The organism is Halorubrum sp. B52, assembly GCF_059752555.1.
The window spans coordinates 232,398-253,565 of record NZ_MWTG01000018.1 but is presented as its reverse complement, the minus strand read 5'-3'; the positions used below and the strand labels follow the sequence as shown (position 1 = coordinate 253,565).

The following is a 21,168-nucleotide window of genomic DNA, read 5'->3' as shown; positions in this document are numbered from 1 at the left end:
CTCAGGGTTCGAGCAGGACCTTCGTGACGCCCTCCTCGCGGGCGTCGAACGCCTCGTACATCTCCGGGGCCTCCTCGAGGTCGACGCGGTGCGAGACGACCCAGCTCGGGTCCGCGCGCCCCTCGATGATCATGTCGCGGAGGTACCGGTTGTACGACTTGACGTTACACTGACCGGTGCCGCACTTGAGTCCCTTCTCGAAGAACTTCCCGAAGTCGATGCCGAGCCGTCCCTGCGCGGCCATGTCGTCGGGCGCGCCCGGGTCCTCCGGCACGTAGAGGCCGGGGATGCCGAGTTCGCCGGTCGGTCGGACCACGCGGATGAGGCTGTTGATCACGACCGCCGGATTCTCCTTGGCCGGCTGGTAGGAGTAGTCCTCGGATTCGGTGTCGACGTCGTCCGGGTCGGTCGCCTGATACCCGACCGCGTCGACGCCCTTGTCGACCATTCCGCCGTGCTCCTCGATGATCTGGTCCACCGGATCGCCCTCGGAGAAGTCGATCGGGGTGGCGTCGCAGTGGTCTTCGGCCAGCTCTAACCGGCTCGGGACCTGGTCGACGACGTAGATCTCGGCGGCCCCCTTGATCTTCGCGCTGTAGGCGGCCATCAGGCCGACCGGGCCCGCCCCGAAGATGGCGACGGACTCGCCGGGCTGGAGGTTCGCCAGTTCGGTGCCGTGCCACCCGGTCGGGAAGATGTCCGCCAGCAGCGAGAACGCGTCCTCGTGTTCGCGCCCCTCCGGCAGTTTCAGCGCGTTGTGGTCGGCGTACGGGACGCGCAGTTTCTCGGCCTGTCCACCCGGATACGGTCCCATGGCGACGTAGCCGTACGCGCCGCCCGCGAAGCCGGGATTCACGTTGGTACAGAAGCCGGTGTACCCCTCCTCGCAGTTCTGACAGAAGCCGCAGGAGACGTTGAACGGCATCACCACGCGGTCGCCCTCCTCTAGGGTCGAAACGGCCTCGCCGACTTCGGAGACGATCCCCATGTTCTCGTGGCCGAACACGATCCCCTCTTCGGCCGCGGTCCGACCCTCGTACATGTGCAGGTCGGAGCCGCAGATGCACGACGTCGTGATGTCGACGACGACGTCGTTCGGGTGTTCTATCTCCGGGTCATCTACTTCCTCTACGGCCACGTCGTACGGGCCTTGATAAACGACAGCCTTCATGATGTGATCCAGAGTAACACAACACCGCAAGTATTCTAAATGTTTTTCCGTTATTGATATGGTTAATAAATTATAGTACAATTCAATTAATCGTCAGTTACGTCGTGGTCGGAGAGCCCTGCACGCGTCGGAGTTTCGGGCCTGGACGCGGGGACTGCCGCGTCGATCGTCTGAGGTGGGGCCGCTGGGGGATCGAACCGGCCGCCCGGCGGAGCGCAACGACTTTCCTGCGGCACGGTAAACGGGGGGTATGGACTGGCCACACGACCCCGACGGCGAGCAGGGCAGCGAGGGCAGGCGGCAGTACGGCCACGCCGTGCTCGCGAAGAAGATCGACGAGGCGGAGGACTTCCCGCTGACGGCCGCGGAGTACGTCGAGCAGTACGGCGACCACCCGATCCGGATCGACTACGAGACGGTCGTCTCCGTCGCGGAGATCTTCGAGGGCGTCGAGAAGGAGGAGTTCGCCGACTTCGTCGAGTTCCACCAGGAGCTGGGTCGCGCGATGCGCGAGAACGGCTACTGGTTCTACGAGGGCGCCGACCAGTTCGTCGACGGCAGCGCCTGAATACGCGCTTTTGGATCTCGGCGTCGTTCTTTTATGAGTATCCGGCGGAAGCGTGGGATGCGGCTTCACATCCTCGGCCTCTCATTCACAAATAGTCGATAGCGGAGCGATGGAGGACACTTCCAAAGCCCCAGTCGGGAGGACGGCGCACGCTCGCTGCGCTCCTCGGTCGCTCACTTCGTTCGCTCCCTGCGGTGCTTACGTCGCCTGCGCCGTCCTCCCGACTGCCCCTTTGAGTCCCGCCCTGCACGGCACCGCGCCTCAATCCTCCCCAGCCTCGCCGCTCGTTCGGGGCTCCCTTCGGTCGCCCGCGTCACTCGCGGCGTCCCTCGCGCGTGCGACTCGCACCCTTCGGGTGCTCGTCGGCACGCGCCGCCGCAGTTCAGTTATGAATATCACAGCGTGCGTTCGAGTCTCGCTCGGTGAGATCGCCGCCGTCGAGTCGACCGGTCGTCGGGCGCCCGACTCTTTTAAGCCCCACCGGGGCGAGCGCTCGGACATGAGCGACGAACGGATCGTCATCCTCGCCCACGAGAAGTTCCCCGACCGCGCGAAGACCGCGCTCGGCGTGATGCGCTACGGCGACCAGGACGTGCGCGCCGTCCTCGACCGCGACCTCGCCGGCGACCGCGTCGCCGACCACGCGCCGGACCTCCCGGACGCGCCGATCGTGGGGTCGTTCGACGAGGCGTACGCGGCCGCCGACGGCGACGTCGACGCCCTCTACATCGGGATCGCCCCGATCGGCGGCGGCTTCGAGGAGTCGTGGCGCGGCGACGTCGAGGCGGCGATCACGGCCGGCTGCGACGTCGTCAGCGGCCTGCACTACTTCCTCAACGAGGACGACGAGCTGGCCGCGCTGGCCGCCGAGCGCGGCGTCGACCTCGTCGACGTGCGCGAGCCCGACGACGACCTGACGGTGGCGACGGGCGCCTCCGGGGACGTCGACGCCGACGTGGTGTGCACGGTCGGTACCGACTGCTCGGTCGGGAAGATGACCGCCTCGCTGGAGATCGTCGCCGCCGCCCGCGAGCGCGGGATCGACGCGGCGTTCGTCCCGACCGGCCAGACCGGCATCATGATCGCCGGCTGGGGGAACCCGATCGACCGCGTCGTCTCCGACTTCACGGCCGGCGCGGTCGAGGACATGCTCGTCGAGATCGGCGACGACCACGACCTCCTCGTCGTCGAGGGACAGGGGAGCATCGTTCACCCCGCCTACTCGGCGGTCACCTGCGGCATCCTCCACGGGTCGATGGCGGACGGGCTCGTCCTCTGTCACGCCGCGGGCCGAGAGGCGGTCCACGGCTACGAGTCGTTCTCGCTCCCGCCGCTCGCCGACTACGTCGACCTCTACGAGGGGCTCGCGGCGCCCGTCCGCGAGGCGAGCGTCGTCGCCGGCGCGCTCAACACGAAGGACGTCGACGACGACGGCGCGGCGGCCGACGCGGTCGCCGGATTCGCGGCGGAGGCCGGGGTGCCCGCCGCCGACCCCGTCAGGGACGGCGCCGACGCGATCGTCGACGGGATCGTCGCGGCCGGGCTCGGCGGAGAGATCGCGGCCGCCGACGGGGAGACCGGCGACGAATGAGCCTCGAGACCGAGTTCGAGCGGGTCTCGCTCCCGCTCGAGAACCCGTTCACGATATCGCGAGGCACCCAGACGCAGGCCGAGAACGTGATCGTCCGGATCGCGGACGACGCCGGGATGACCGGCGTCGGCGGGGCCGCCCCCGCGGCCCACTACGGCGAGACGGCCGCCACCGTCGAGGCGGTGCTCCCGGAGCTCCTCGCGGTCGTCGAGGCGGTCGACGATCCGCACGCGATCCGCGAGATCGAGTCCCGGATGGCCGAGGCGATCGGCGACAACCCGGCCGCCCGGGCCGCCGTCTCGATCGCCGTCCACGACCTCGCCGCGAAGCGGCTCGGCGTCCCGCTGTATCGGCTGTGGGGCCTCGACCCGTCGACCGCGCCGGCGACCTCCTACACGGTCGGGCTCGACGAGACGGAGCGCGTCCGGGAGAAGGCCGCGGCCGCGGTCGACGCCGGCTACCCGATCCTCAAGATCAAGCTCGGCACCGACCGGGACCGCGAGCTGATCGACGCGGTGCGGGAGGCCGCGCCCGACGCCCGGCTCCGCGTCGACGCGAACGAGGCGTGGACCCCTCGCGAGGCGGTCGCGAAGAGCGAGTGGCTCGCCGACCGCGACGTGGAGTTCGTCGAGCAGCCGGTGCCCGCCGAGGACCCCGAGGGCCTCCGGTTCGTCTACGAGCGGTCCGCGCTCCCGATCGCCGCCGACGAGTCGTGCGTCACGCTCGACGACGTCCCCGCGATCGCCGACCGCTGCGACATCGCGAACCTGAAGCTGATGAAGACCGGCGGCCTGCCGGAGGCGCGGCGGATGATCGCCGCGGCGCGCGCCCACGGGCTGGAGGTGATGTGCGGGTGCATGATCGAGTCGAACGCGTCGATCGCGGCGGCCGCGCAGCTCGCGCCGCTCCTCGATTACGCCGACCTCGACGGCTCGCTGCTGCTCGCCGAGGACCCGTACGAGGGGATCAGAATGGAAGGGGGCGAGATCCGGCTCGGAGAGCGAGAGCGGGCGGGGACCGGAGCGCGGTCGGAGTGAGGCCGGGTGCGAGAACGGCGGCGGGGACCGGCGCCCGTCCTCGTTAGTTCCGCTGCTCGTCCGCGTCGGCCTCCGACTCCTCTAGCTCCACGTCGACCTCGGTGTTCCCGTCGCCGGACTGCGTCCGGCTGCCAGAGGCGCGTTGCGCCTCGCTGTCGAGATCCGCCTCGAGGTCCTCCTCGTCCATCTCGCTCTCGATGTCGGCGAGCTCCGCGTCGATCTCCTCGTCGGTGCTCGCGTCGGCGTCGTCGCTCGCGGGTTCGCCCTTCCCGAGCTCGCCCTTGAGCGTCTCCAGCTCGGCGTCGACCTCGCTGTCCGTCGAGAGGCTCTCCAGCTCGCGGTCGATGCTGTCCTTGTCGGAGAGCGCGTCCTCGAACGCGCCGGACTCCTCCAGCTCGTCCATCGCCTCCGCGCGCGCCTCCATCTCCTCGGTGCGCTCCTCGGCTCGCTCGATCGACCGGCTCACGTCCTCCATCTCGTCGCCGACGCCGGTCATCGCCTCCGAGACGCGCGAGGAGGCCTCCGCGGCCTCGTAGCGGGCCTTCATCGTCTCCTTCTTCGTGCGGAACTCCTCGATGCGGTTCTGGAGCTTGTTCTTCTTCTCGACGAGCTGGTCTTGGGTGTCGTTCAGCTTCGCGATCTGCCCCTCCAGCTCCTCGATCTGGGTCATCTTCGACTTCTTCTTCTCGAGGGCCTTCCGCGCGAGGTCGTCGCGGTCCTGCTGGACCGCCTCGCGGGCCTGTCGGTTGTGCTTCTCGACGTTCTCCTCGAGCTTGCGCTTCTGGATCTCCAGGCGCTTCTTCTGGGTCGTCAGGTCGGCGATCCCCTGTTTGACGTCCTGGAGCTCGTCGCGCATCTGTTCGTACGAGTAGTCGAGCGACTCCGTCGGATCCTCCGCCCGGTTCAGGAGGGCGTTCACCTTCGAGCGGATGACGTAGGAGGCGCGCGAGAGGATTCCCATAGTCCGTCATACGCGTTCCACCCGTTAAAACCTCATGTGGTTCGCGGCCCCGCGTCGGACCGAAACGAGGCCGAAGGGAGGCCGAAAACGCCCGGAACGGGGGCGAGATCCGGCCGTCGGCTTCCATCGGTCGTCAGCACCTGAAGATTTATTCGGGGTGTTGTACTATTTCCCGCATGGACATCGGCGTACTGACCGTTCCGTTGGGCGGTGAATCGATCGAGGACGCGGCCGCGTATCTCGACTCCATCGGAGTCGACGCAGTCGAACTCGGCGTCGGAGGATGGCCCGGTGAGGACCACGTCGACCGCGAGGCCCACCTCGCAGACGAGGGCGCGCGCGAGGAGCTGCTCGGGCTGCTCGACGAGCACGACCTCCGGATCTCGGCGCTGGCGACCCACAACAACCCGCTCCATCCCGACGAGGAGCGCGCGGCCGAGGCCGACCGCGAGCTCCGGGAGGCGATCAAGCTGGCCGACCTGCTGGGCGTCGACACCGTCACCTGCTTCTCCGGACTCCCCGCGGGCGCGCCCGGCGACTCGACGCCGAACTGGGTCACGGCGCCGTGGCCGAGCGAGCACGCCGACGCGCACGAGTACCAGTGGGACGAGGTCGCGATCCCGTACTGGGAGGACCTCGCGCAGCACGCCGAGCATCACGGCGTCGACGTCGCCATCGAGATGCACCCGAACATGCTCGTCTACGAGCCGACCGGGATGCTCGCGCTGCGCGAGGCGACGAACGAGCGGATCGGCGCTAACTTCGACCCCTCGCACCTCTACTGGCAGGGGATCGACGTAACGGAGGCGATCCGCTTTCTGGGCGATCACGACGCGATCCACCACTTCCACGCGAAGGACACGAAGGTGTACGACTCCATGGCTCGCGTGAAGGGCGTGCTCGACACGACGAGCTACACCGAGGAACCCGACCGCTCGTGGCTGTTCCGCTCGATCGGCTACGGTCACGACGAGAGCCACTGGAAGGACGTCGTCTCGACGCTCCGGATGGTCGGCTACGAGGGGGCGCTGTCGATCGAACACGAGGACTCGCTCACCTCCTCGCGCGAGGGGTTAGAGAAGGCGGTCGACGTGCTCGACCGGGCGGTGTTCGAGACGCAGCCGGGCGACGCGTACTGGGCGGAGTGACCGCGGACGGGAGACGAATCACGATGACACGAGATCCACTCAAAATCGGCGTGCTGGGGTATCGATTCATGGGGAAGGCGCACGCGAACGCGCTGGCGAGGCTGCCGATGTTCTTCCCGGACGCGCCCGCGGTCGAGCGCCACACGCTCGTCGGGCGCGACGAGGAGGCGCTCGCCGAGGCCGCGGACCGCTTCGGCTTCGCGCACACCGCGACCGACTGGGAGGACGCCCTCGACGAGGTGGACGTCTTCTACAACCTCGGGCCGAACCACGTCCACGCGGAGCCGTCGATCGCGGCGCTCGAGGCGGGCGTTCCCGTCCTCTGCGAGAAGCCGCTCGCGCCGACGCTCGACGAGGCGGCGGCCATGCGCGACGCGGCGGCGGAGGCCGACGTCCCCGCGGGCACCGCGTTCAACTACCGGTTCGTCCCGGCGATCCGCTACGCGAAGGGGCTGATCGAGGACGGCGAACTCGGCGAGATACGGCAGATTCGCGGGCGGTACCTCCAGGACTGGCTCGCCGATCCCGACGCGCCGTGGGCGTGGCGCATGGACGCCGACATGGCGGGATCCGGCGCACTCGGCGACCTCGGAGCGCACACGATCGACCTCGCCGACTTCCTCGTCGGCGACGAGGTCGGCGGGATCGACCGCCTCTCCGGTCACCTGCAGACGTTCGTCGACGAGCGGCCCGTCTACGAGGACGGCGAGGGCGCCGGAGACGACGCCGACGTGGCGGAGTACCGCGACGTGACCGTCGACGACGCCTACTCCGCACAGGTCGCCTACGAGTCGGGCGCGATCGGGACGTTCGAGGCGAGCCGGTTCGCGACCGGCCACAAGAACGACCACACGGTCGAGGTCCACGGCTCGAAGGGGAGCCTGAAGTTCTCCTTAGAGCGGCTCAACGAACTCGAGGTGCTCCGCGAGGGCGACCGCGGCTACCAGACGGTGCTCGTCACAGACGAGACGGACCCGTATGTCGACCGGTGGTGGCCCCCCGGACACGTCATCGGGTGGGAGCACACCTTCGTCCACGAGAACTACGAGTTTCTCTCGGCGGTCGCCGAGGGCGGCGAGTTCTCGCCGTCGTTCGCGGAGGGGTACCGGGTCCAGAAGGTCCTCGACGCCATCGAGCGCTCCGACGAGCGCGGCGAGTGGGTGTCGGTGGAGTAGCGAGCGCGGCTCGGCTCGATTCGTCTCCGCGTCCGTCAGAACCCGCCGCCACCGTCGCCGAGCGGGTCCGCGCCGGCCCCACCCTCCTCGGCCCACTCGCTTATCGCCGAGTCCTCGCCGTCGTAGCTGCCGAGCGTCTCGCGGGTGTCGAACGCCACCGGCTCCCAGACCACGTCGAACTGCTCGTTCCCGGTCGCGTTCGGGACGACCACGCGGTCGCCGGGCTCGACGACGCCGTCGCCGGGCCAGGCCCCGAACTCGACCTCGCCGTCGGGGTCCTCGCCGCGGACGTACAGCTCCTCGGCCGGGACGGGCTCGGGGCCGGCGGCGACGACGACGAGGTCGCCGCCCTCCCGCTCGACCTGGAACTCCGCGTCCGGCGGCGCGACCCCGTCGATCAGGCCGAACATCGCGGCCCCGACGATCGCCAACAGGAGAACGACGACGCCGACGAGCAGCCCCGTGCCGGCCACCGGAGTGAACCCCCGTTCGTCGTTCCGGAAGGCGCGCATTCGACTATCGCTCCGCGCGGCCCGGTATAAGGGTTTACCCGCCGCTTATCAGACGGGAGAACGGGGGGTTTCATCGTTGCTCTCGGGAGGGTCGCTCCCGAACCGGAACCCCGTTATCCCACCCGGACGAAAGGCGCACGTGACATCGTGGATCGAGGACCCGGTCGGCGGGCGAGCGCGGGGACCGCGCGGGCTCGCTCGCGCCTGGGTCGAGGCCCTCGTCCGGCCGCGTCGCCTCTTCGCGAACGGCGTGGCGCCCGGCGACCAGGCGCCCGCGCTGACGTTCGCCGTCGCCGTCGCCGGCGCGTTCACGCTCGGCTGGATGGTCGCAGACCCCGCCGCAGTCCCCGGAGTCGTCGCCTCGGTGCCGGTCTCCGCGCTCGTCGCCTTCCTCGTCGTGGTCGCGCTCGCGGCCCCGGTCGGGCTCCACCTGACCGCGGCCGTCGCGACGGTGAGCGTCACCCTCGCCAGCGTCGAGATCGACGACGGGCTCTCGCTACGGGACCGCGGCGGGGTCAGCGAGACCGTGCAGGTCGTCGCGTACGCCAGCTCGCCGATGGCGCTCGCCGGGCCGCCGGTCCCGGCGCTGCGGATCGCCTGCGGCGCGTACGCGGCGGCCCTGCTGCTGATCGGCTTCCGGGTCGTCCACGGGACCTCGTGGCCGCGCACGCTCGTCGCCGCGATCCCGCCCGCGCTGCTCGGGTACGGCGTCGGCTACCGCGTGATCGCGTCGGCTCGAATGCTGTTCGCGTAATCCGTCCGGCGGTCGCCGCGGCGGGCGTTTCCGTCGAGAGGCTCCCGCGAGGGTTTCGACAACCGTTTTAGGCCCGAGGCTCTCGGTGTACTCAAATGGGATCCTGTATCATCTGTGGCGTCGACGTCGACGGCGGCGGGCGCATCTGCGACCCGCACCAGGAGGACGTCGTGTTCGACTTCCGCGGAAACTCCCCCGACCAGCTCGTGTCCGACCGATTCTACCGCGGCGTCGTCGACGGCTACGCCGAGTTCGGCGTGTTCATCGATCTCTCGCCGGGCGTGACGGGACTGCTCCACCGGTCCGAGCTCGACCGCCGGCTCGACAGCCTCGACTGGGAGCCGGGCGACGAGGTGTTCGTCCAGGTGAAGGGCGTCCGCGACAACGGGAACATCGACCTCGCGTGGTCGATCCGACAGGCCGACCGCGAGTTCCGCGGCGTGCTCGTCCAAGACGGCGACACGGAGTACCTGCCCGAGGAGGACGAGGAAGACGGGAGCGAGGAGACGACCGACGACGCCGGCGCCGACGAGACGGAGTCCGACGAGGCGGCCGAAGCGACCGAGGACGACGCGGCGACCGTCGAGACCGAAGTCGAGGAGCCGACCGACGCGGACGAGGGCGAGGTCGCTGACGACGAGTCCGACGAGCCTGACGACGCCAACGCCGACGACGAGGACGTGAGCGCCGACGACGACGCGACCGAACCCGTCGAGGACGACCGCGAGGAGCCGGTCGCGAGCGAAACGGAGACGACGGACGCGACGGAGGACGTCGACACCGACGAGCCAGACGAGCTCGACGACGACCGCGAGCGCGTCGAGATCGGGACCCTCTCCGAGGCCGTCGGCGACGCGGTGCGGATCGACGGCGAGGTCGTCGGCGTCCGGCAGACGGGCGGCCCCACCGTCTTCGAGGTGCGCGACGAGACCGGCGTCGTCGACGTGGCGGCGTTCGTCGAGCCCGGCGTCCGCGCGTACCCGGACGTCGAGGTCGGCGACGCGGTCCGGATCGACGGCGAGGTCGAGAGCCACCGGGGCGACGTGCAGGTCGAGTCCGAGGCGCTCGTCCTCCTCGAGGGCGAGGAGGCCGAGGCGGTCCGCCGCCGGCTCGCGGAGGCGCTCACGGACGAGGCGCGCCCCGAGGGGCTCCAGCCGCTCGCGGGCGACGAGACGGTCGCGCAGCTCGCCGACGGGCTGCTCGACGCCGCGGAGGCGGTCCGCCGCGCGGTCCTCGAATCGCGCCCGATCGTCGTGCGCCACCCCGCCACCGCCGACGGCTACGTCGCGGGCGCGGCGGTCGAGCGCGCCGTGCTCCCGCTGATCCGCGACGAGCACGCCAAGAGCGACGCCGAGTACCACTACTTCACCCGCCGCCCGCTCGACGACCCGGTGTACGGGATGGACGCGGCGACGAACGACGCGACCCGCATGCTGCAGGACCGCGACCGCCACGACGAGAAGCTCCCGCTGTTCCTCCTCGTCGGCACCGGCTCGACGGTCGAGTCCGCGGACGGCATCGACCTGCTCTCCGTCTACGGCGTGGACGCCGTCGTCGTCGACGCCGAGGTCGCAGACCCCGAGACACGCGAGGCCGTCGACACCCTCGTCTCCCCGGAGATCGAGTCGATCGAGGGCGACCTCTCGACGGGCGCGCTGGTCGCCTCGCTGGCCTCCGCGATCAACGACGAGGTCCGCGCGGACCTGCGGCACCTCCCGGCCGTGAGCTACTGGGCCGAGACCCCCGACCGCTACGTCGACCTCGCCCGCGAGGCGGGCTACGACGTCGAGCGCGTCGCCGAGCTCCGCGAGGCGATCGCGCTGGAGGCGTACTACCAGTCGTACCAAGACAAGCGCGAGCTCGTCGCCGACCTCCTCTTCGAGGACGGCGGCAACCTCGCCGCGCACGTCTCCGAGCAGTTCCGCGAGAAGCTGGAGACCGAGGTCGAGACCGCGACCGCCAACGTCGTCACCGAGGCGGTCGACGGCGTCGAGTTCGACGTGCTCGACACCGACGGCTACACCCACCGCTACGACTTCCCGCCGACGCCGCTCCTGCTCGACGACCTCCACCGTCGGCGCGCGAACGGCGAGGCGCACGCGACCGTCGGCATCGGCACCGACGAGCTGTACCTCCGGACGAGCGAGGAGGTCTCCGTCCGCGACGTGGCCAAGCGCGCGGCCGAGCTCGCGCCCGGCGCCGACGTCACCACGGCCGGGCTCCGCGAGGGCAAGATCGAGTTCCTCTCGGGCGAGCGCGACGCGGTCGAGGACGCGGTCGTCGCCGCCGTCGCAGAGGAGTTCTAAGAGACCCCGACGGGGACGCGGTCGGCGCGCTTTTGCGGAGTGACGAGGTGGCTCCCGAGAGACCGAATTCTGCGGACGGCTCTGGTTTTCAAGTCGACTCGGCCGAAGGCGGCGATCAGCCGAGGAGGTAGCGCGTCCAGGGGTACCGCTCGACGAGCGGCTGTCCGCCGACCTCGTACTGTTCGACGTAGGCGTCGAGCCCGAGGATGCGCCCGGCGCCGAAGGCGGCGACCGAGAGGAACACGAGCATGTACGCGAAGTCGCCGTTGATGTAGCCGTGGCCGATGTCCCAGTTCCCGAGGTAGAACAGCACCATCATGAACGCGCCCCAGAACGCGGCGAATCGCGTGAGCAAGCCCACGATGACGCCGAGACCGATGAGGAGCTCGCCCCACGGCACCGCGACGTTCACGAACTCGACGAACCACGCGGTCTCGCCCATCGCGGTGAACAGCCCGGCGGCCGGGCTCCCGTTCCCGGCCGGCGCGTTCAAGAGGTAGCCGGACGCGCTGAACTCCCCGCTCAGGACCTTGTCGAGGCCGCTCTGGAAGAACGCCAACCCGATCATCAAGCGCAACGCGAGGATGAACCACACGCTCAGCGTGTGGAGCTGTCCCTCAACCGAGATCCCGCCGACCGTGCTCCGCAGTGTCACCTCACTCGAACTCATATCAGACGACAAATCAACAATCACATATATAACTATCTTTGGGGAAGGTTGGTCGGCTCCGAAATTCACCGTTGCCAGGCTCCGAACAGTCGGTTACCGAGGAGATCCGCTCTCCGCTCGATCACCGCCGCGTGAACGGGCCCGGCGGGAGGATGAGGTCGTCGAGTTCGGCCAAGTGCTTCACGTTGAACACGACCTTCAGCTCGTCGCTAAGCGGGTAGCCGTTACACGAGAGGCGGAACCCCTCCTCGGCGAGGTCGTCCGGCATGATGTGGTTGGCCGGCTGCGAGAGCTCTCCCTCGACGAGGTACACCGCGCAGTTCGCGCAGGCGCCGCCGCGACAGGAGAACGGCCAGCCGAACCCGCGGTTCTCCGCCGCCTCCAGCAGGCTCTCGTCCGGCTGGACGAGCAGGCGCCCGTGCTCGGCCGCGCCGAGGTCGGCGTGCGACGCCTTCCGGAAGAGGGCGTCGTCGTCGAGCGACCAGCCGTAGTCGGCGAGCGCGTCGTAATCGAGGAACTCGACCCGCACCGGCTCCACCTCGGCGGCGTCGCCCTCGTCGTCGGTCAGGTCGACGTCGGCGGCGGCGACCGCGCCGTCGCTCCCGTTCCCGTTTCGGCTCCGCTCGTCGAGCTCGCGGTAGGCGCGCCTGACGAGCTGGAACTCCTCGAGCGTCCCCCCCTGGTCCGGGTGCGCCTCCTTCACCCGATCGCGGTAGGCGCGCTCGACGGCGGCCTCGTCGGCGTCCTCGTCGATCCGCAACACCTCGAACGGCGAGACCATTCGCTACCGAATCCTAGTCGACTGACGCACATAAACGCCCCACAAGCCGGCAGCGCGGGACGGCGGCTCGGCGCGCTCGGTGCGACGGCGGCCGGCGCGGGCCGGCCCCGAGATCGGGCGACCGCCGCGCGAGTCGATGGTTTAAGAGCCGCGACGCCGAGGGATCGCGTAATGGGAAACGCGGACCTACGCGACCTCGCGGCGATCCGGGACGTCGCCTTCGAGGAGATCGAGGGGAGCGTCGTCGCCGTCGACGCGCACAACTGGCTGTATCGGTACCTCACGACGACGGTGAAGTGGACGTCCGAGGAGAAGTACACCACCGCCGACGGCGTCGAGGTCGCGAACCTCGTCGGCGTCGTGCAGGGGCTCCCGAAGTTCTTCGAGCACGACCTGATCCCGGTGATGGTGTTCGACGGCGCCGTCACCGACCTGAAGGCCGACGAGGTCGCCGATCGGCGCGAGAAGCGCGAGCGCGCCGAGGAGCGGCGGGCCGCGGCAGAGGAGCGCGGGGACGCGGTGGAGGCCGCCCGGCTGGAGGCCCGCACCCAGCGGCTCACGGACGCGATCCAGGAGACGACCCGCGAGCTGCTCCGCCTGCTCGACGTGCCGATCGTCGAGGCCCCGGCCGAGGGGGAGGCGCAGTGCGCCCACATGGCCGCGACGGGGACCGTCGACCACGCCGGCAGCGAGGACTACGACACTCTGCTTTTCGGCGCGCCGACGACGCTCCGCCAGCTCACGAGCAAGGGCGACCCGGAGCTGATGGAGCTCGCGGCGACGCTCGACGAGCTCGGACTGGACCGGCAGGGGTTGATTGACGTCGCCATGCTGTGCGGCACCGACTTCAACGAGGGCGTTCACGGCGTCGGGCCGAAGACGGCCGTGAAGGCGGTGAAGGAGCACGGCGACCTCTGGGGCGTCCTCGACGCGCGCGGCGTCGAGATCCCGAACGCCGCCGAGATCCGCGAGCTGTTCATGGACCCGCCGGCGGCCGACGTCGACGTCGACGCCGACGTGAACCCCGACGTGGAGGCCGCCCGCGCCTACGTCGTCGACGAGTGGGGCGTCGCCGCCGACGAGGTCGATCGGGGGTTCGAGCGCATCAGGGAGTCGCAGGTCCAGACCGGGCTCGACCGGTGGTCGTAGCCGGTCCGAGGAGGTCGCGACCCGCCGCGCCTCACCGCGCTGCGGACGATCGGACCGGCGCGACGACGGCGCGGTGGCCGCGAACATACCTTTTATTTCCCCGTCGCCGGAAGGGTGCATCACACGTGTCGTGGAGTATCTCTCGGCCGAGGGTTCCGCCGGTCGACGCCTCGCGTCGATCGGCCCGTCGGCGCCGCGCGGCCCGGCGGTGCGCGGCGACCGGATCCCGCCGGCCCGGCCGAGCGTCCCACGACGACCCCTTTCACCAATGAGCTTCGAAGTTCCCGACGAGTTACGGTACCTGGAATCGCACGAGTGGACCACGACCGGCGGCGACACCGTCCGAGTCGGCGTCTCCGACTTCGCGCAGGACGAACTCGGCGACGTCGTCTTCGTCGAGCTCCCCGAGGTCGGAGACGAGGTCACTGCCGGCGAAGTCTTCGGCGTCGTCGAGTCGATCAAGGCCGTCTCGGACCTGTACGCCCCCGTCTCGGGCGAGGTCGTCGCCGTCAACGAGGACCTGTTCGACCGGCCGGAGCTCGTCAACGAGGACCCGTACGGCGACGGGTGGCTGCTCGAGGTCGACCCGGCCGAGGGAGGGGAGGCCGAGGCGCTCCTCGACGCCGACGAGTACGACGCGCAGATAGCGTAGCGAACGCGCACGACGTACCGAACCGATCCCCGGACGCGGGACCAACCAGCGGACACACGACCATGACCACCTCACCACTCGACGGACGACCCGGAACCGGACGACAGAGCGACGGCGGACGCGCGGGAGCGGGCCGACGCGCGGGATCAAATCGGCGTGCGGGAGCGGACCGATGAGCGAGACGGACGGCACCCCGTACGCGCCGCACACGGACGCCGAGACCGCCGAGATGCTCTCGGCGATCGGCGTCGACGACGAGGAGGCGCTGTTCGACATCCCCGACGACGTCGCCTTCGACGGCGAGTTCGGGATCGAGCCGCGCTCGGAGCGGGAGATCCGCGCGGAGTGCGCGCGGATCTTCGGACGGAACGACGACCTGACCGAGTTCCTCGGCCGGGGCCACTACGGCCACTACGTGCCGAGCGTCGTCGACCACCTCTCGGACCGCGCGGAGTTCCTCACGAGCTACACCCAGTACCAGCCGGAGATCTCGCAGGGGTTCCTCCAGGCGCTGTTCGAGTACCAGTCGATGCTGGTGGAGCTCACCGGGCTCCCGGTCGCGAACTGCTCGATGTACGACGCCGCGACCGCGCTCGGCGAGGCCGCCACGCTCGCGGACCGCGTCCGGTCGACCTCGGGCGACACCGTCCTCGTCCCCGAGCACCTCCGCGAGGGGAAACGCGAGGTGCTCGCGAACTACTGCGCCGGCGCCGGTCTCACGGTCGAGCGGTACCCGATGGCCGACGGCAACGCCGACGTCGACGCCATCGCCGACCGCGTCGGCGGCGACGTCGTCATGGTGTACGCCGAGAACCCGACGGTCCGCGGCTGTATCGAGGGGCGCCTCGGGGCGGTCGGCGACCTCGCGGCCGAGAGCGACGCGCTGTTCGTCCTCGGATCGGACGTCGTCTCGCTCGCGGTCCTCGAGGAGCCGGCGAGCGTCGGCGCCGACGTCGTCGTCGGCGAGGCGGGCGCGCTCGGGCTCCCGACCGCCTACGGGATGGGGCTCGGGATCTTCGCCTGCAGCGACGAGTTCCTCCGGCAGGTGCCGGGGCGGCTCGTCGGCGCGAGCGAGGACGCCGACGGGGACCGCGCGTACACGCTCACGCTCCAGACCCGCGAACAGCACATCCGGAAGGAGCGGGCGACCTCCAACATCTGCACGAACCAGGCGTGGGTCGCGCTCCGCGCGGCGATCCACGCGGCGTCGCTCGGGCCGGACGGCCTCGTGGACCTCGCGAACGACTGCGTGCGCGAGGCGGCCGCCCTCGCCGACCGGATAGACGGGCTGAAGGGCGCCGTCGCGCCGGTCCACGACCGACACCACGTCCGGGAGTTCGCCGTGCGCGTCGACCAGCCGGCCGCGGCGATCGCCGAGGACCTGGAGGCCGAGGGGTTCGCGGTCCACGTCGTCGGCGAGCACCTCCTGCAGGTGTGCGTTACCGACCTGAACGCCGCCCGGACGGACGACCTCGTCGCGGCGTTCGAGGGGGTGATCTGAGTGATCCACGACCAGGCCAGCTACGAGCGCAACGCCGAGGACGTACGCGAGCCGCTGCTCTCGGAGAAAGGGGAGGCGACCGTCGACGTGACGGACGACTCGCCGCTGCCGGACGACCTGACCCGCGACGAGCTCACCCTGCCGGCGCCGTCGGAGCCGGAGATCGCCCGCCACTACACCCGGCTCTCGCAGATGAACTGGGCGATCGACTCCGGGCCGTACCCCCTCGGGAGCTGCACAATGAAGTACAACCCGAAGTTCACCGAGGACGTCGCCGCCGACCCGAACGCGGCGGTCCACCCGGACCGGTCGGAGCGGTCGACGCAGGGGACCCTCGAGCTCCAGTACCGCCTGCAGGAGTTCCTCGCGGAGATCGGCGGGATGGACGCCGTGACGCTTCAGCCGCCGGCAGGCGCGGCCGGCGAGCTCACCGGCATTCTCGTCGCGAAGGCGTACCACGAGCACCACGGCAACGACCGCTCCGAGGTCGTGATCCCGGCCTCGGCGCACGGGACGAACTTCGCGACCGCCGCGACCGCCGGCTACGACGTGGTCGAGCTCCCCTCCGGCGACGACGGCCGCGTCGACGTCGAGGCGCTGGAGGCGGCCGTCGGCGACGACACGGCCGCGCTGATGCTCACCAACCCGAACACGGTCGGGCTCTTCGAGCGCGACATCGCGGAGATCGCCGACGTCGTCCACGACGCGGGCGGGCTGCTCTACTACGACGGCGCGAACCTCAACGCCCTGCTCGGCCGCGGTCGCCCCGGCGATATGGGGTTCGACGTGATGCATTACAACGTCCACAAGACGTTCGCGACCCCCCACGGTGGTGGCGGGCCCGGCGCCGGCCCGGTCGGCGTCGTCGACGAGCTGGCCGAGTTCCTCCCGGCGCCGCAGGTCCGCGAGAACGAGAACGCCAGCGGGTACGAGCGCTTCGAGCCGGAGCGCACGATCGGGAAGGTGCACGGATTCACCGGCAACTGGCTCGTCCTGATCAAGGCGTACGCGTACATCGCCCGCCTCGGCGACGAGGGGCTCGCGGACGCGGCCGCGAAGGCGGTGTTGAACGCGAACTACCTCGCTGAGCGGATCGACCTCGACGTGCCGCACGGCCCGTTCCACCACGAGTTCGCGGCGACGGCGGGCGAGCGCGACGCCGCCGACGTCGCGAAGCGCATGCTCGACTTCGGCGTCCACCCGCCGACGACGAAGTGGCCCGAGATGGTCCCGGAGGCGATGCTGACGGAGCCGACCGAGATCGAGGGACGGTCCTCGCTCGACGACCTCGCGGAGGCGTTCGACCTCGCGTACGCCGACACCGACGAGGCGCTCGACGCGGCCCCGAACCGGACCGCCGCGGGCCGCATCGACCAAGTCTCCGCCGCGCGGAACCCGCGCCTCTCGTGGCAGGCGCTCGACGGGGAGTAGGGCGGAGCGCAGCCCCGCTACTCTAAACGGCGGCCGCGACGGTCACAGGTCGTCCCGGTCGCCGGCGCTCCCGGGCGACGCCGTCCGCTCCGTGCGCCCGCCGAGCGTCTCGAACTCGAAGTTCTCAAACTGCGAGGGCGTCTGCCCCTCGGCCGCGTACACGTAGAGCGCCGTCTTCGCGACCCCCCAGATCGTCTGGCTGAGCAGGTACGTCGCCGCGATCGCGACGGCCAGCAGCACCACCGCGAGGATCCCGCCCGCGGCGGGGAACACGGCGGCGAGCGGCAGCGAGACGGCGATCGCGGCCACGGCGAGTCCGATCCCGACGAGCCCGACGACGAGCGTGACGCCGAAGCCGGCGCCGAGCGTCTCGCCCCAGGTGTCCCGGAACGTCGCGGCGCTCCGCGAGAACATCGAGGCGACGGAGACGTCTTCGAACACCAGCACCGGCACGACGAAGAACGTCGTGACGCTCCAGCCGACGGCGAACAGCGCGCCGAGGAGCCCGGCGATCGGGTTGTCGGAGTCCTCGAGGACCTTGAGCAGGACGCTCACCGTCGCGGAGATCAGCGACCACGCGACGATCGGCCCGAGCCGCCCGCCGACGGCGGCGAGGCTCTCGCGGACGCTCGGGTCGCGGCCGTGAAACGACTCGTTGGTCGCGTGGACGAGCGCCGCGGCGGCGTAGGTGCTCAGGAACGTGGTCACGAAGTACCAGACGAACAGGGCGACGTACTCCAACCCGCTCCCGACGAGGTTCGCCACCAGCATCGGGACGAGGAAAACGAGGAAAAACCCCGCGCTCGCGGCGGCGGCGATCAGCGGGAACGCCAGCAGTTCGGGATCGTCGCGGATGACGCCCGCGCTGTCCCTCGTGAGGGTCCATCCGGTTCTGACTCGGTCGAGCAGTCCGATCCGCCCGCCGACTGTTCGGGGCGCCATGCGCGCTCATCGCGGTGTCCGCATAAATAACAGCCGGGCGTTTCGGGATCGCTCGGAACCGGCGCAGCAGTCGGCTCGATGGGGCGAGGCCGGCGATCACGGTTCGGAAACGGCGGCGTCGTGCGAGCCGGCGTCCTCGGCGTCGCGGTCGCCCGTCGTCGGGTCCGTCGCCGAACCGGGTGCCGTGTCGCCGGTCGCCTCCGAGCCGAGAGACAGCTGCCCTTCGACGAACCGCCACATCACCCGTCCCTCTGCGCGGTGGAGCGTCTCGCTGCAGGTCGACTTGGCGATGTCGCGGTCGGCGGCGAGCTCCGTGAGCGTGCACTCCCGGGGCGCGTCGTAGTAGCCCGCCTCGACGGCGGCGCGGACGAGGTCGCGCTGGGCCTCTGTGAGGACCGGGTCGGGTTCGTCGTCGCCGGTCGACTCGACGGTGGCGCCCGCGGCCGCGAGCCGGCGGCCGAACGCGGAGAGCCGCTCGCGGTCGTCGGCCACCACGAGGGTCGCGCGGCCGTCCGCGACCTCGACGGGCCCCTCGATCGGGACGCCGACCCGCCGCGCGGCGGCGACGTACGACGGCGGCGGCCCGGCCACGCGAACGACCGTCTCCGCTCCCTCGTCTTCGACCACCTCGACCCGATCGACGCGGTCGCGACCGCGGAGGGATTCGACGATCCCGGCGCGGTCGCCCGCCGCCGCCAGCGCGGTGACGTCGCCCCCGTCCGCGGCCACGGTCCCCGTCACGCGGAGCGCCGCGTCCGGACGGGATCGCGAGGCCTCGCCGAGCCAGGAGTCGGTCGGGAGAGCGAGCCGCAGTCGCGTCCGGCTCATCGGTCCCACTCCGCGGTCGTCGTTCTGCCGTCGTGTCGGGACATACGTCTAGAGGCTCCCGCGCCCCGCTCCCTCCCGTTATCTCTTCATTCGTTTCGACGTTAAGTGGTCGGCCGGCGGTCCGAGACCGTCCGGATCGGTGCATCGAAGTCGAGGGCGACCGATCGACCCCCCATGGAGACGACGGACGCGTTCACCGGACTCTCGTGCGTCGACTGCGGCGGGGCGTTCGACGCGGCGACGGCGACCCACCGCTGTCCGGACTGCGGCGGGATCTTGGACCCCGCGTACGACTACGACCGGGTCGACCTGACGCCCGCGGCGCTCGCGGAGCGCCCCTTCGAGTCGATGTGGCGGTACGCGGAGCTGCTCCCGTTCGCCCCGGAGACGGCGGTGACGCTCGGGGAGGGCGCGACGCCGCTCGTCGACTGCCCCGCGCTCGCCGACGCGATGGGCGTCGGGCGGGTCCTGCTGAAAGACGAGGGGGCGAACCCGACGGGGACGTTCAAGGACCGCGGGCAGTCGCTCGCGGCCACGGCCGCGCGCCAGCACGGCGCCGAGGCGGTTGCGCTGAACAGCGCCGGCAACGCGGGCCAGGCGGCGGCCGCGTACGCCGCGCGGGCGGACCTGGACGCGCACGTGTTCCTCCCGTCGCGGGCGGGGTTCACGCAGAAGGCGATGACGGAGGCCCACGGCGCCGACCTCACCGTGGCCGGCCCGATGGACGGGAACTCCCAGATCGGCGACGCCGGGGCGGCGTACGCCGACGCGATGGAGGCCCACCCCGACTGGTACTCGACGAAGACGTTCGTCACGCCGTACCGCCACGAGGGGAAGAAGACGATGGCGTTAGAGCTCCTCGAGCAGCTCGATTGGGAGGCGCCCGACGGCGTCGTCTACCCGACCGGCGGCGGCGTCGGGCTCGTCGGGATGCACAAGGCGGCCCGCGAGGTCCGCGACCTGGGATGGACCGACGGGCTCGTCCCGATGTACGCCGCGCAGGCGGCGGGCTGCTCGCCGGTCGTCGACGCCTACGAGGCGGGCGCCGACCGCCACGAGCCCGTCCCGGACGACGAGATAGCGACGGCCTGCAACGGGATCGCGATCCCGGATCCCGGCGCGAGTCACCTGATCCTCGACGCGGTCCGGGAGTCGGGCGGCGGGGCGGTGGCGACGACCGACCGCGAGATCCTCGACGCCGCGATCGAGGTCGCCCGGTCGGAGGGACTGGAGGTCGGCGCGACCTGCGCGGCCGCCGTCTCGGGGGCGTTCGCGCTCGCGGACTCCGGGGAGTTCGGCCCCGACGACACCGTCGTCCTGCTGAACACCGGCGCGGGCAACAAGGACGTCGACGCGCTCCGGGCGCACCTCGGCGAGCGGGAGGCCGCGGCGGGCGAGGGCAACGACGCCTGACGGCCGGTCGCCGCGGGCTCTCTCGGCCGGAGCGCCTACATCTCCCAGTAGTCGACGTCGCCGTCGATCTCGTAGTACCCCTCCAGCGAGCGCTCCTCGCGGCCACCCGGCGGGGAGCCGACGTAGACGCCGAAGGTGTCCGAGTCGGGGTAGACGGTCACGTCCGGTTCGGTCATCGTCGACACCGCGAGGTATCGGACCGGCTCGTCGCCCTCGTTGACGACGCGGTGCGCGCCGGATTCGTCCGCCGCGAACGCGACGTAGTCGCCGGCCGCGATCGCTTCCGTCTCGCCGTCGTGCCGGAGGGTCGCCTCGCCCGCGAGGACGCAGATCGCCTCCTCGTTAGCGGTGTGGTAGTGGTACGGCCACGACTTCGCCCCGGCGGGGAGCTCGTAGAGGCTACAGCCGATCCCCTCGCCGCCGGCCGCCTCGGCGAGCTGCTTCCGGCGGAACCGGGTCTCGCCGCGGTCCGTCTCCGTCCAGTCGAGCTCGTCCTCGTTAACTCGTGGCATGGACGTGGCACTCGGGGGACGGGCAAAACGGTTGGGGGGTCGCGCGAACGCGGAGAGCGGCGCGCG

General features: G+C 70.8%; 20 protein-coding genes. 12 read left to right on the top strand and 8 right to left on the bottom strand.

Features of this window, described 5'->3' with window-relative positions; genetic code table 11:
- Nucleotide 1: 1 nt before the first annotated feature.
- Nucleotides 2–1,171, bottom strand: a complete 1,170-nt coding sequence (locus B4V04_RS18135; RefSeq protein ID WP_498233051.1) for a glutathione-independent formaldehyde dehydrogenase — start codon at nt 1,169–1,171, stop codon at nt 2–4.
- A gap of 250 nt (nt 1,172–1,421) precedes the next feature.
- Between B4V04_RS18135 and B4V04_RS18130 the strand changes: the two genes are divergently transcribed.
- From B4V04_RS18130 to B4V04_RS18120, 3 genes are all read left to right on the top strand, one after another.
- On the top strand, nt 1,422–1,739 hold the full coding sequence (locus B4V04_RS18130) for a DUF5785 family protein (RefSeq protein WP_498233050.1): 318 nt from the start codon (nt 1,422–1,424) through the stop codon (nt 1,737–1,739).
- Nucleotides 1,740–2,238: 499 nt separating this feature from the next.
- Entirely contained in the window at nt 2,239–3,330 is a 1,092-nt protein-coding gene (locus B4V04_RS18125) for an N-acetyltransferase DgcN family protein (RefSeq protein ID WP_498233049.1), read from the top strand.
- Nucleotides 3,327–4,367 (top strand): dipeptide epimerase, encoded by a 1,041-nt coding sequence (locus tag B4V04_RS18120; protein WP_498233048.1) that lies wholly within the window; start codon nt 3,327–3,329, stop codon nt 4,365–4,367. The genes B4V04_RS18125 and B4V04_RS18120 overlap by 4 nt, the downstream gene beginning before the upstream one ends.
- A 43-nt stretch (nt 4,368–4,410) precedes the next feature.
- Here B4V04_RS18120 and B4V04_RS18115 read toward each other — a convergent pair whose 3' ends face one another.
- Nucleotides 4,411–5,328 carry a PspA/IM30 family protein gene (locus B4V04_RS18115; RefSeq protein ID WP_498233047.1) on the bottom strand — a complete coding sequence of 306 codons (918 nt, stop codon included), beginning with the start codon at nt 5,326–5,328 and terminating at the stop codon, nt 4,411–4,413.
- A 176-nt stretch (nt 5,329–5,504) separates the two neighbouring features.
- Between B4V04_RS18115 and B4V04_RS18110 the strand changes: the two genes are divergently transcribed.
- Nucleotides 5,505–6,476, top strand: a complete 972-nt coding sequence (locus tag B4V04_RS18110) for a sugar phosphate isomerase/epimerase family protein (RefSeq protein WP_498233046.1) — start codon at nt 5,505–5,507, stop codon at nt 6,474–6,476.
- Between the two features lie 23 nt (nt 6,477–6,499).
- On the top strand, nt 6,500–7,651 hold the full coding sequence (locus tag B4V04_RS18105) for a Gfo/Idh/MocA family protein (protein ID WP_498233045.1): 1,152 nt from the start codon (nt 6,500–6,502) through the stop codon (nt 7,649–7,651).
- 35 nt (nt 7,652–7,686) lie between these two features.
- Here the strand turns inward: B4V04_RS18105 and B4V04_RS18100 are convergent, their stop codons facing one another.
- Nucleotides 7,687–8,163 (bottom strand): type IV pilin domain-containing protein, encoded by a 477-nt coding sequence (locus B4V04_RS18100; protein ID WP_498233044.1) that lies wholly within the window; start codon nt 8,161–8,163, stop codon nt 7,687–7,689.
- A 139-nt stretch (nt 8,164–8,302) separates the two neighbouring features.
- Here B4V04_RS18100 and B4V04_RS18095 point away from each other — a divergent pair, with 139 nt between their 5' ends.
- Together B4V04_RS18095 and B4V04_RS18090 are read left to right on the top strand one after the other, a co-directional pair.
- Nucleotides 8,303–8,917 carry a YIP1 family protein gene (locus B4V04_RS18095; protein ID WP_498233043.1) on the top strand — a complete coding sequence of 205 codons (615 nt, stop codon included), beginning with the start codon at nt 8,303–8,305 and terminating at the stop codon, nt 8,915–8,917.
- A gap of 95 nt (nt 8,918–9,012) precedes the next feature.
- Nucleotides 9,013–11,223, top strand: coding sequence for a DHH family phosphoesterase (locus tag B4V04_RS18090; protein ID WP_498233042.1), 2,211 nt, complete (start codon nt 9,013–9,015; stop codon nt 11,221–11,223).
- 115 nt (nt 11,224–11,338) lie between these two features.
- Here the strand turns inward: B4V04_RS18090 and B4V04_RS18085 are convergent, their stop codons facing one another.
- A complete protein-coding gene (locus B4V04_RS18085; protein ID WP_498233041.1) occupies nt 11,339–11,893 on the bottom strand; it encodes a DoxX family protein in 555 nt (184 codons plus the stop codon).
- A 121-nt stretch (nt 11,894–12,014) separates the two neighbouring features.
- Complete coding sequence (gene fer / locus B4V04_RS18080; RefSeq protein WP_498233040.1) at nt 12,015–12,674, bottom strand: ferredoxin Fer; 660 nt, start codon at nt 12,672–12,674, stop codon at nt 12,015–12,017.
- 171 nt (nt 12,675–12,845) lie between these two features.
- Here fer and fen point away from each other — a divergent pair, with 171 nt between their 5' ends.
- The 4 genes from fen (at nt 12,846) to gcvPB (ending at nt 17,407) form a co-directional block, all read left to right on the top strand.
- Nucleotides 12,846–13,823, top strand: a complete 978-nt coding sequence (gene fen / locus B4V04_RS18075; RefSeq protein ID WP_498233039.1) for a flap endonuclease-1 — start codon at nt 12,846–12,848, stop codon at nt 13,821–13,823.
- A gap of 268 nt (nt 13,824–14,091) precedes the next feature.
- A complete protein-coding gene (gene gcvH / locus B4V04_RS18070; protein WP_498233038.1) occupies nt 14,092–14,475 on the top strand; it encodes a glycine cleavage system protein GcvH in 384 nt (127 codons plus the stop codon).
- A gap of 172 nt (nt 14,476–14,647) precedes the next feature.
- The gene (gene gcvPA, locus B4V04_RS18065) at nt 14,648–15,976 is read left to right on the top strand and encodes an aminomethyl-transferring glycine dehydrogenase subunit GcvPA (RefSeq protein WP_498233037.1); all 1,329 of its coding nucleotides are present in this window, start codon (nt 14,648–14,650) and stop codon (nt 15,974–15,976) included.
- Nucleotides 15,977–17,407 carry an aminomethyl-transferring glycine dehydrogenase subunit GcvPB gene (gcvPB, locus tag B4V04_RS18060; RefSeq protein ID WP_498233036.1) on the top strand — a complete coding sequence of 477 codons (1,431 nt, stop codon included), beginning with the start codon at nt 15,977–15,979 and terminating at the stop codon, nt 17,405–17,407.
- A gap of 42 nt (nt 17,408–17,449) precedes the next feature.
- Here the strand turns inward: gcvPB and B4V04_RS18055 are convergent, their stop codons facing one another.
- The gene (locus B4V04_RS18055) at nt 17,450–18,349 is read right to left on the bottom strand and encodes a DUF6159 family protein (protein ID WP_498233035.1); all 900 of its coding nucleotides are present in this window, start codon (nt 18,347–18,349) and stop codon (nt 17,450–17,452) included.
- Between the two features lie 96 nt (nt 18,350–18,445).
- Entirely contained in the window at nt 18,446–19,177 is a 732-nt protein-coding gene (locus tag B4V04_RS18050; protein ID WP_498233034.1) for a helix-turn-helix domain-containing protein, read from the bottom strand.
- A gap of 174 nt (nt 19,178–19,351) precedes the next feature.
- On the opposite strand from B4V04_RS18050, the gene B4V04_RS18045 reads away from it, so the two are divergent.
- Nucleotides 19,352–20,590 carry a threonine synthase gene (locus B4V04_RS18045; protein ID WP_498233033.1) on the top strand — a complete coding sequence of 413 codons (1,239 nt, stop codon included), beginning with the start codon at nt 19,352–19,354 and terminating at the stop codon, nt 20,588–20,590.
- Nucleotides 20,591–20,625: 35 nt separating this feature from the next.
- On the opposite strand, the gene B4V04_RS18040 is transcribed toward B4V04_RS18045, so the two are convergent.
- Nucleotides 20,626–21,102, bottom strand: coding sequence for a cupin domain-containing protein (locus B4V04_RS18040; protein ID WP_498233032.1), 477 nt, complete (start codon nt 21,100–21,102; stop codon nt 20,626–20,628).
- Between the last annotated feature and the right edge of the window lie 66 nt (nt 21,103–21,168).

Coding starts and splice junctions, on each gene's coding strand:
- B4V04_RS18120 (WP_498233048.1), top strand. CDS start 3,327: ATGAGCCTCGAGACCGAGTTCGAGCGGGTCTCGCTCCCGCTCGAGAAC.
- B4V04_RS18100 (WP_498233044.1), bottom strand. CDS start 8,163: ATGCGCGCCTTCCGGAACGACGAACGGGGGTTCACTCCGGTGGCCGGC.
- B4V04_RS18130 (WP_498233050.1), top strand. CDS start 1,422: ATGGACTGGCCACACGACCCCGACGGCGAGCAGGGCAGCGAGGGCAGG.
- B4V04_RS18040 (WP_498233032.1), bottom strand. CDS start 21,102: ATGCCACGAGTTAACGAGGACGAGCTCGACTGGACGGAGACGGACCGC.
- gcvH (WP_498233038.1), top strand. CDS start 14,092: ATGAGCTTCGAAGTTCCCGACGAGTTACGGTACCTGGAATCGCACGAG.
- B4V04_RS18110 (WP_498233046.1), top strand. CDS start 5,505: ATGGACATCGGCGTACTGACCGTTCCGTTGGGCGGTGAATCGATCGAG.
- gcvPA (WP_498233037.1), top strand. CDS start 14,648: ATGAGCGAGACGGACGGCACCCCGTACGCGCCGCACACGGACGCCGAG.
- fen (WP_498233039.1), top strand. CDS start 12,846: ATGGGAAACGCGGACCTACGCGACCTCGCGGCGATCCGGGACGTCGCC.
- B4V04_RS18090 (WP_498233042.1), top strand. CDS start 9,013: ATGGGATCCTGTATCATCTGTGGCGTCGACGTCGACGGCGGCGGGCGC.
- B4V04_RS18125 (WP_498233049.1), top strand. CDS start 2,239: ATGAGCGACGAACGGATCGTCATCCTCGCCCACGAGAAGTTCCCCGAC.
- B4V04_RS18045 (WP_498233033.1), top strand. CDS start 19,352: ATGGAGACGACGGACGCGTTCACCGGACTCTCGTGCGTCGACTGCGGC.
- B4V04_RS18055 (WP_498233035.1), bottom strand. CDS start 18,349: ATGGCGCCCCGAACAGTCGGCGGGCGGATCGGACTGCTCGACCGAGTC.
- B4V04_RS18115 (WP_498233047.1), bottom strand. CDS start 5,328: ATGGGAATCCTCTCGCGCGCCTCCTACGTCATCCGCTCGAAGGTGAAC.
- B4V04_RS18085 (WP_498233041.1), bottom strand. CDS start 11,893: ATGAGTTCGAGTGAGGTGACACTGCGGAGCACGGTCGGCGGGATCTCG.
- B4V04_RS18050 (WP_498233034.1), bottom strand. CDS start 19,177: ATGAGCCGGACGCGACTGCGGCTCGCTCTCCCGACCGACTCCTGGCTC.
- fer (WP_498233040.1), bottom strand. CDS start 12,674: ATGGTCTCGCCGTTCGAGGTGTTGCGGATCGACGAGGACGCCGACGAG.
- B4V04_RS18105 (WP_498233045.1), top strand. CDS start 6,500: ATGACACGAGATCCACTCAAAATCGGCGTGCTGGGGTATCGATTCATG.
- B4V04_RS18135 (WP_498233051.1), bottom strand. CDS start 1,171: ATGAAGGCTGTCGTTTATCAAGGCCCGTACGACGTGGCCGTAGAGGAA.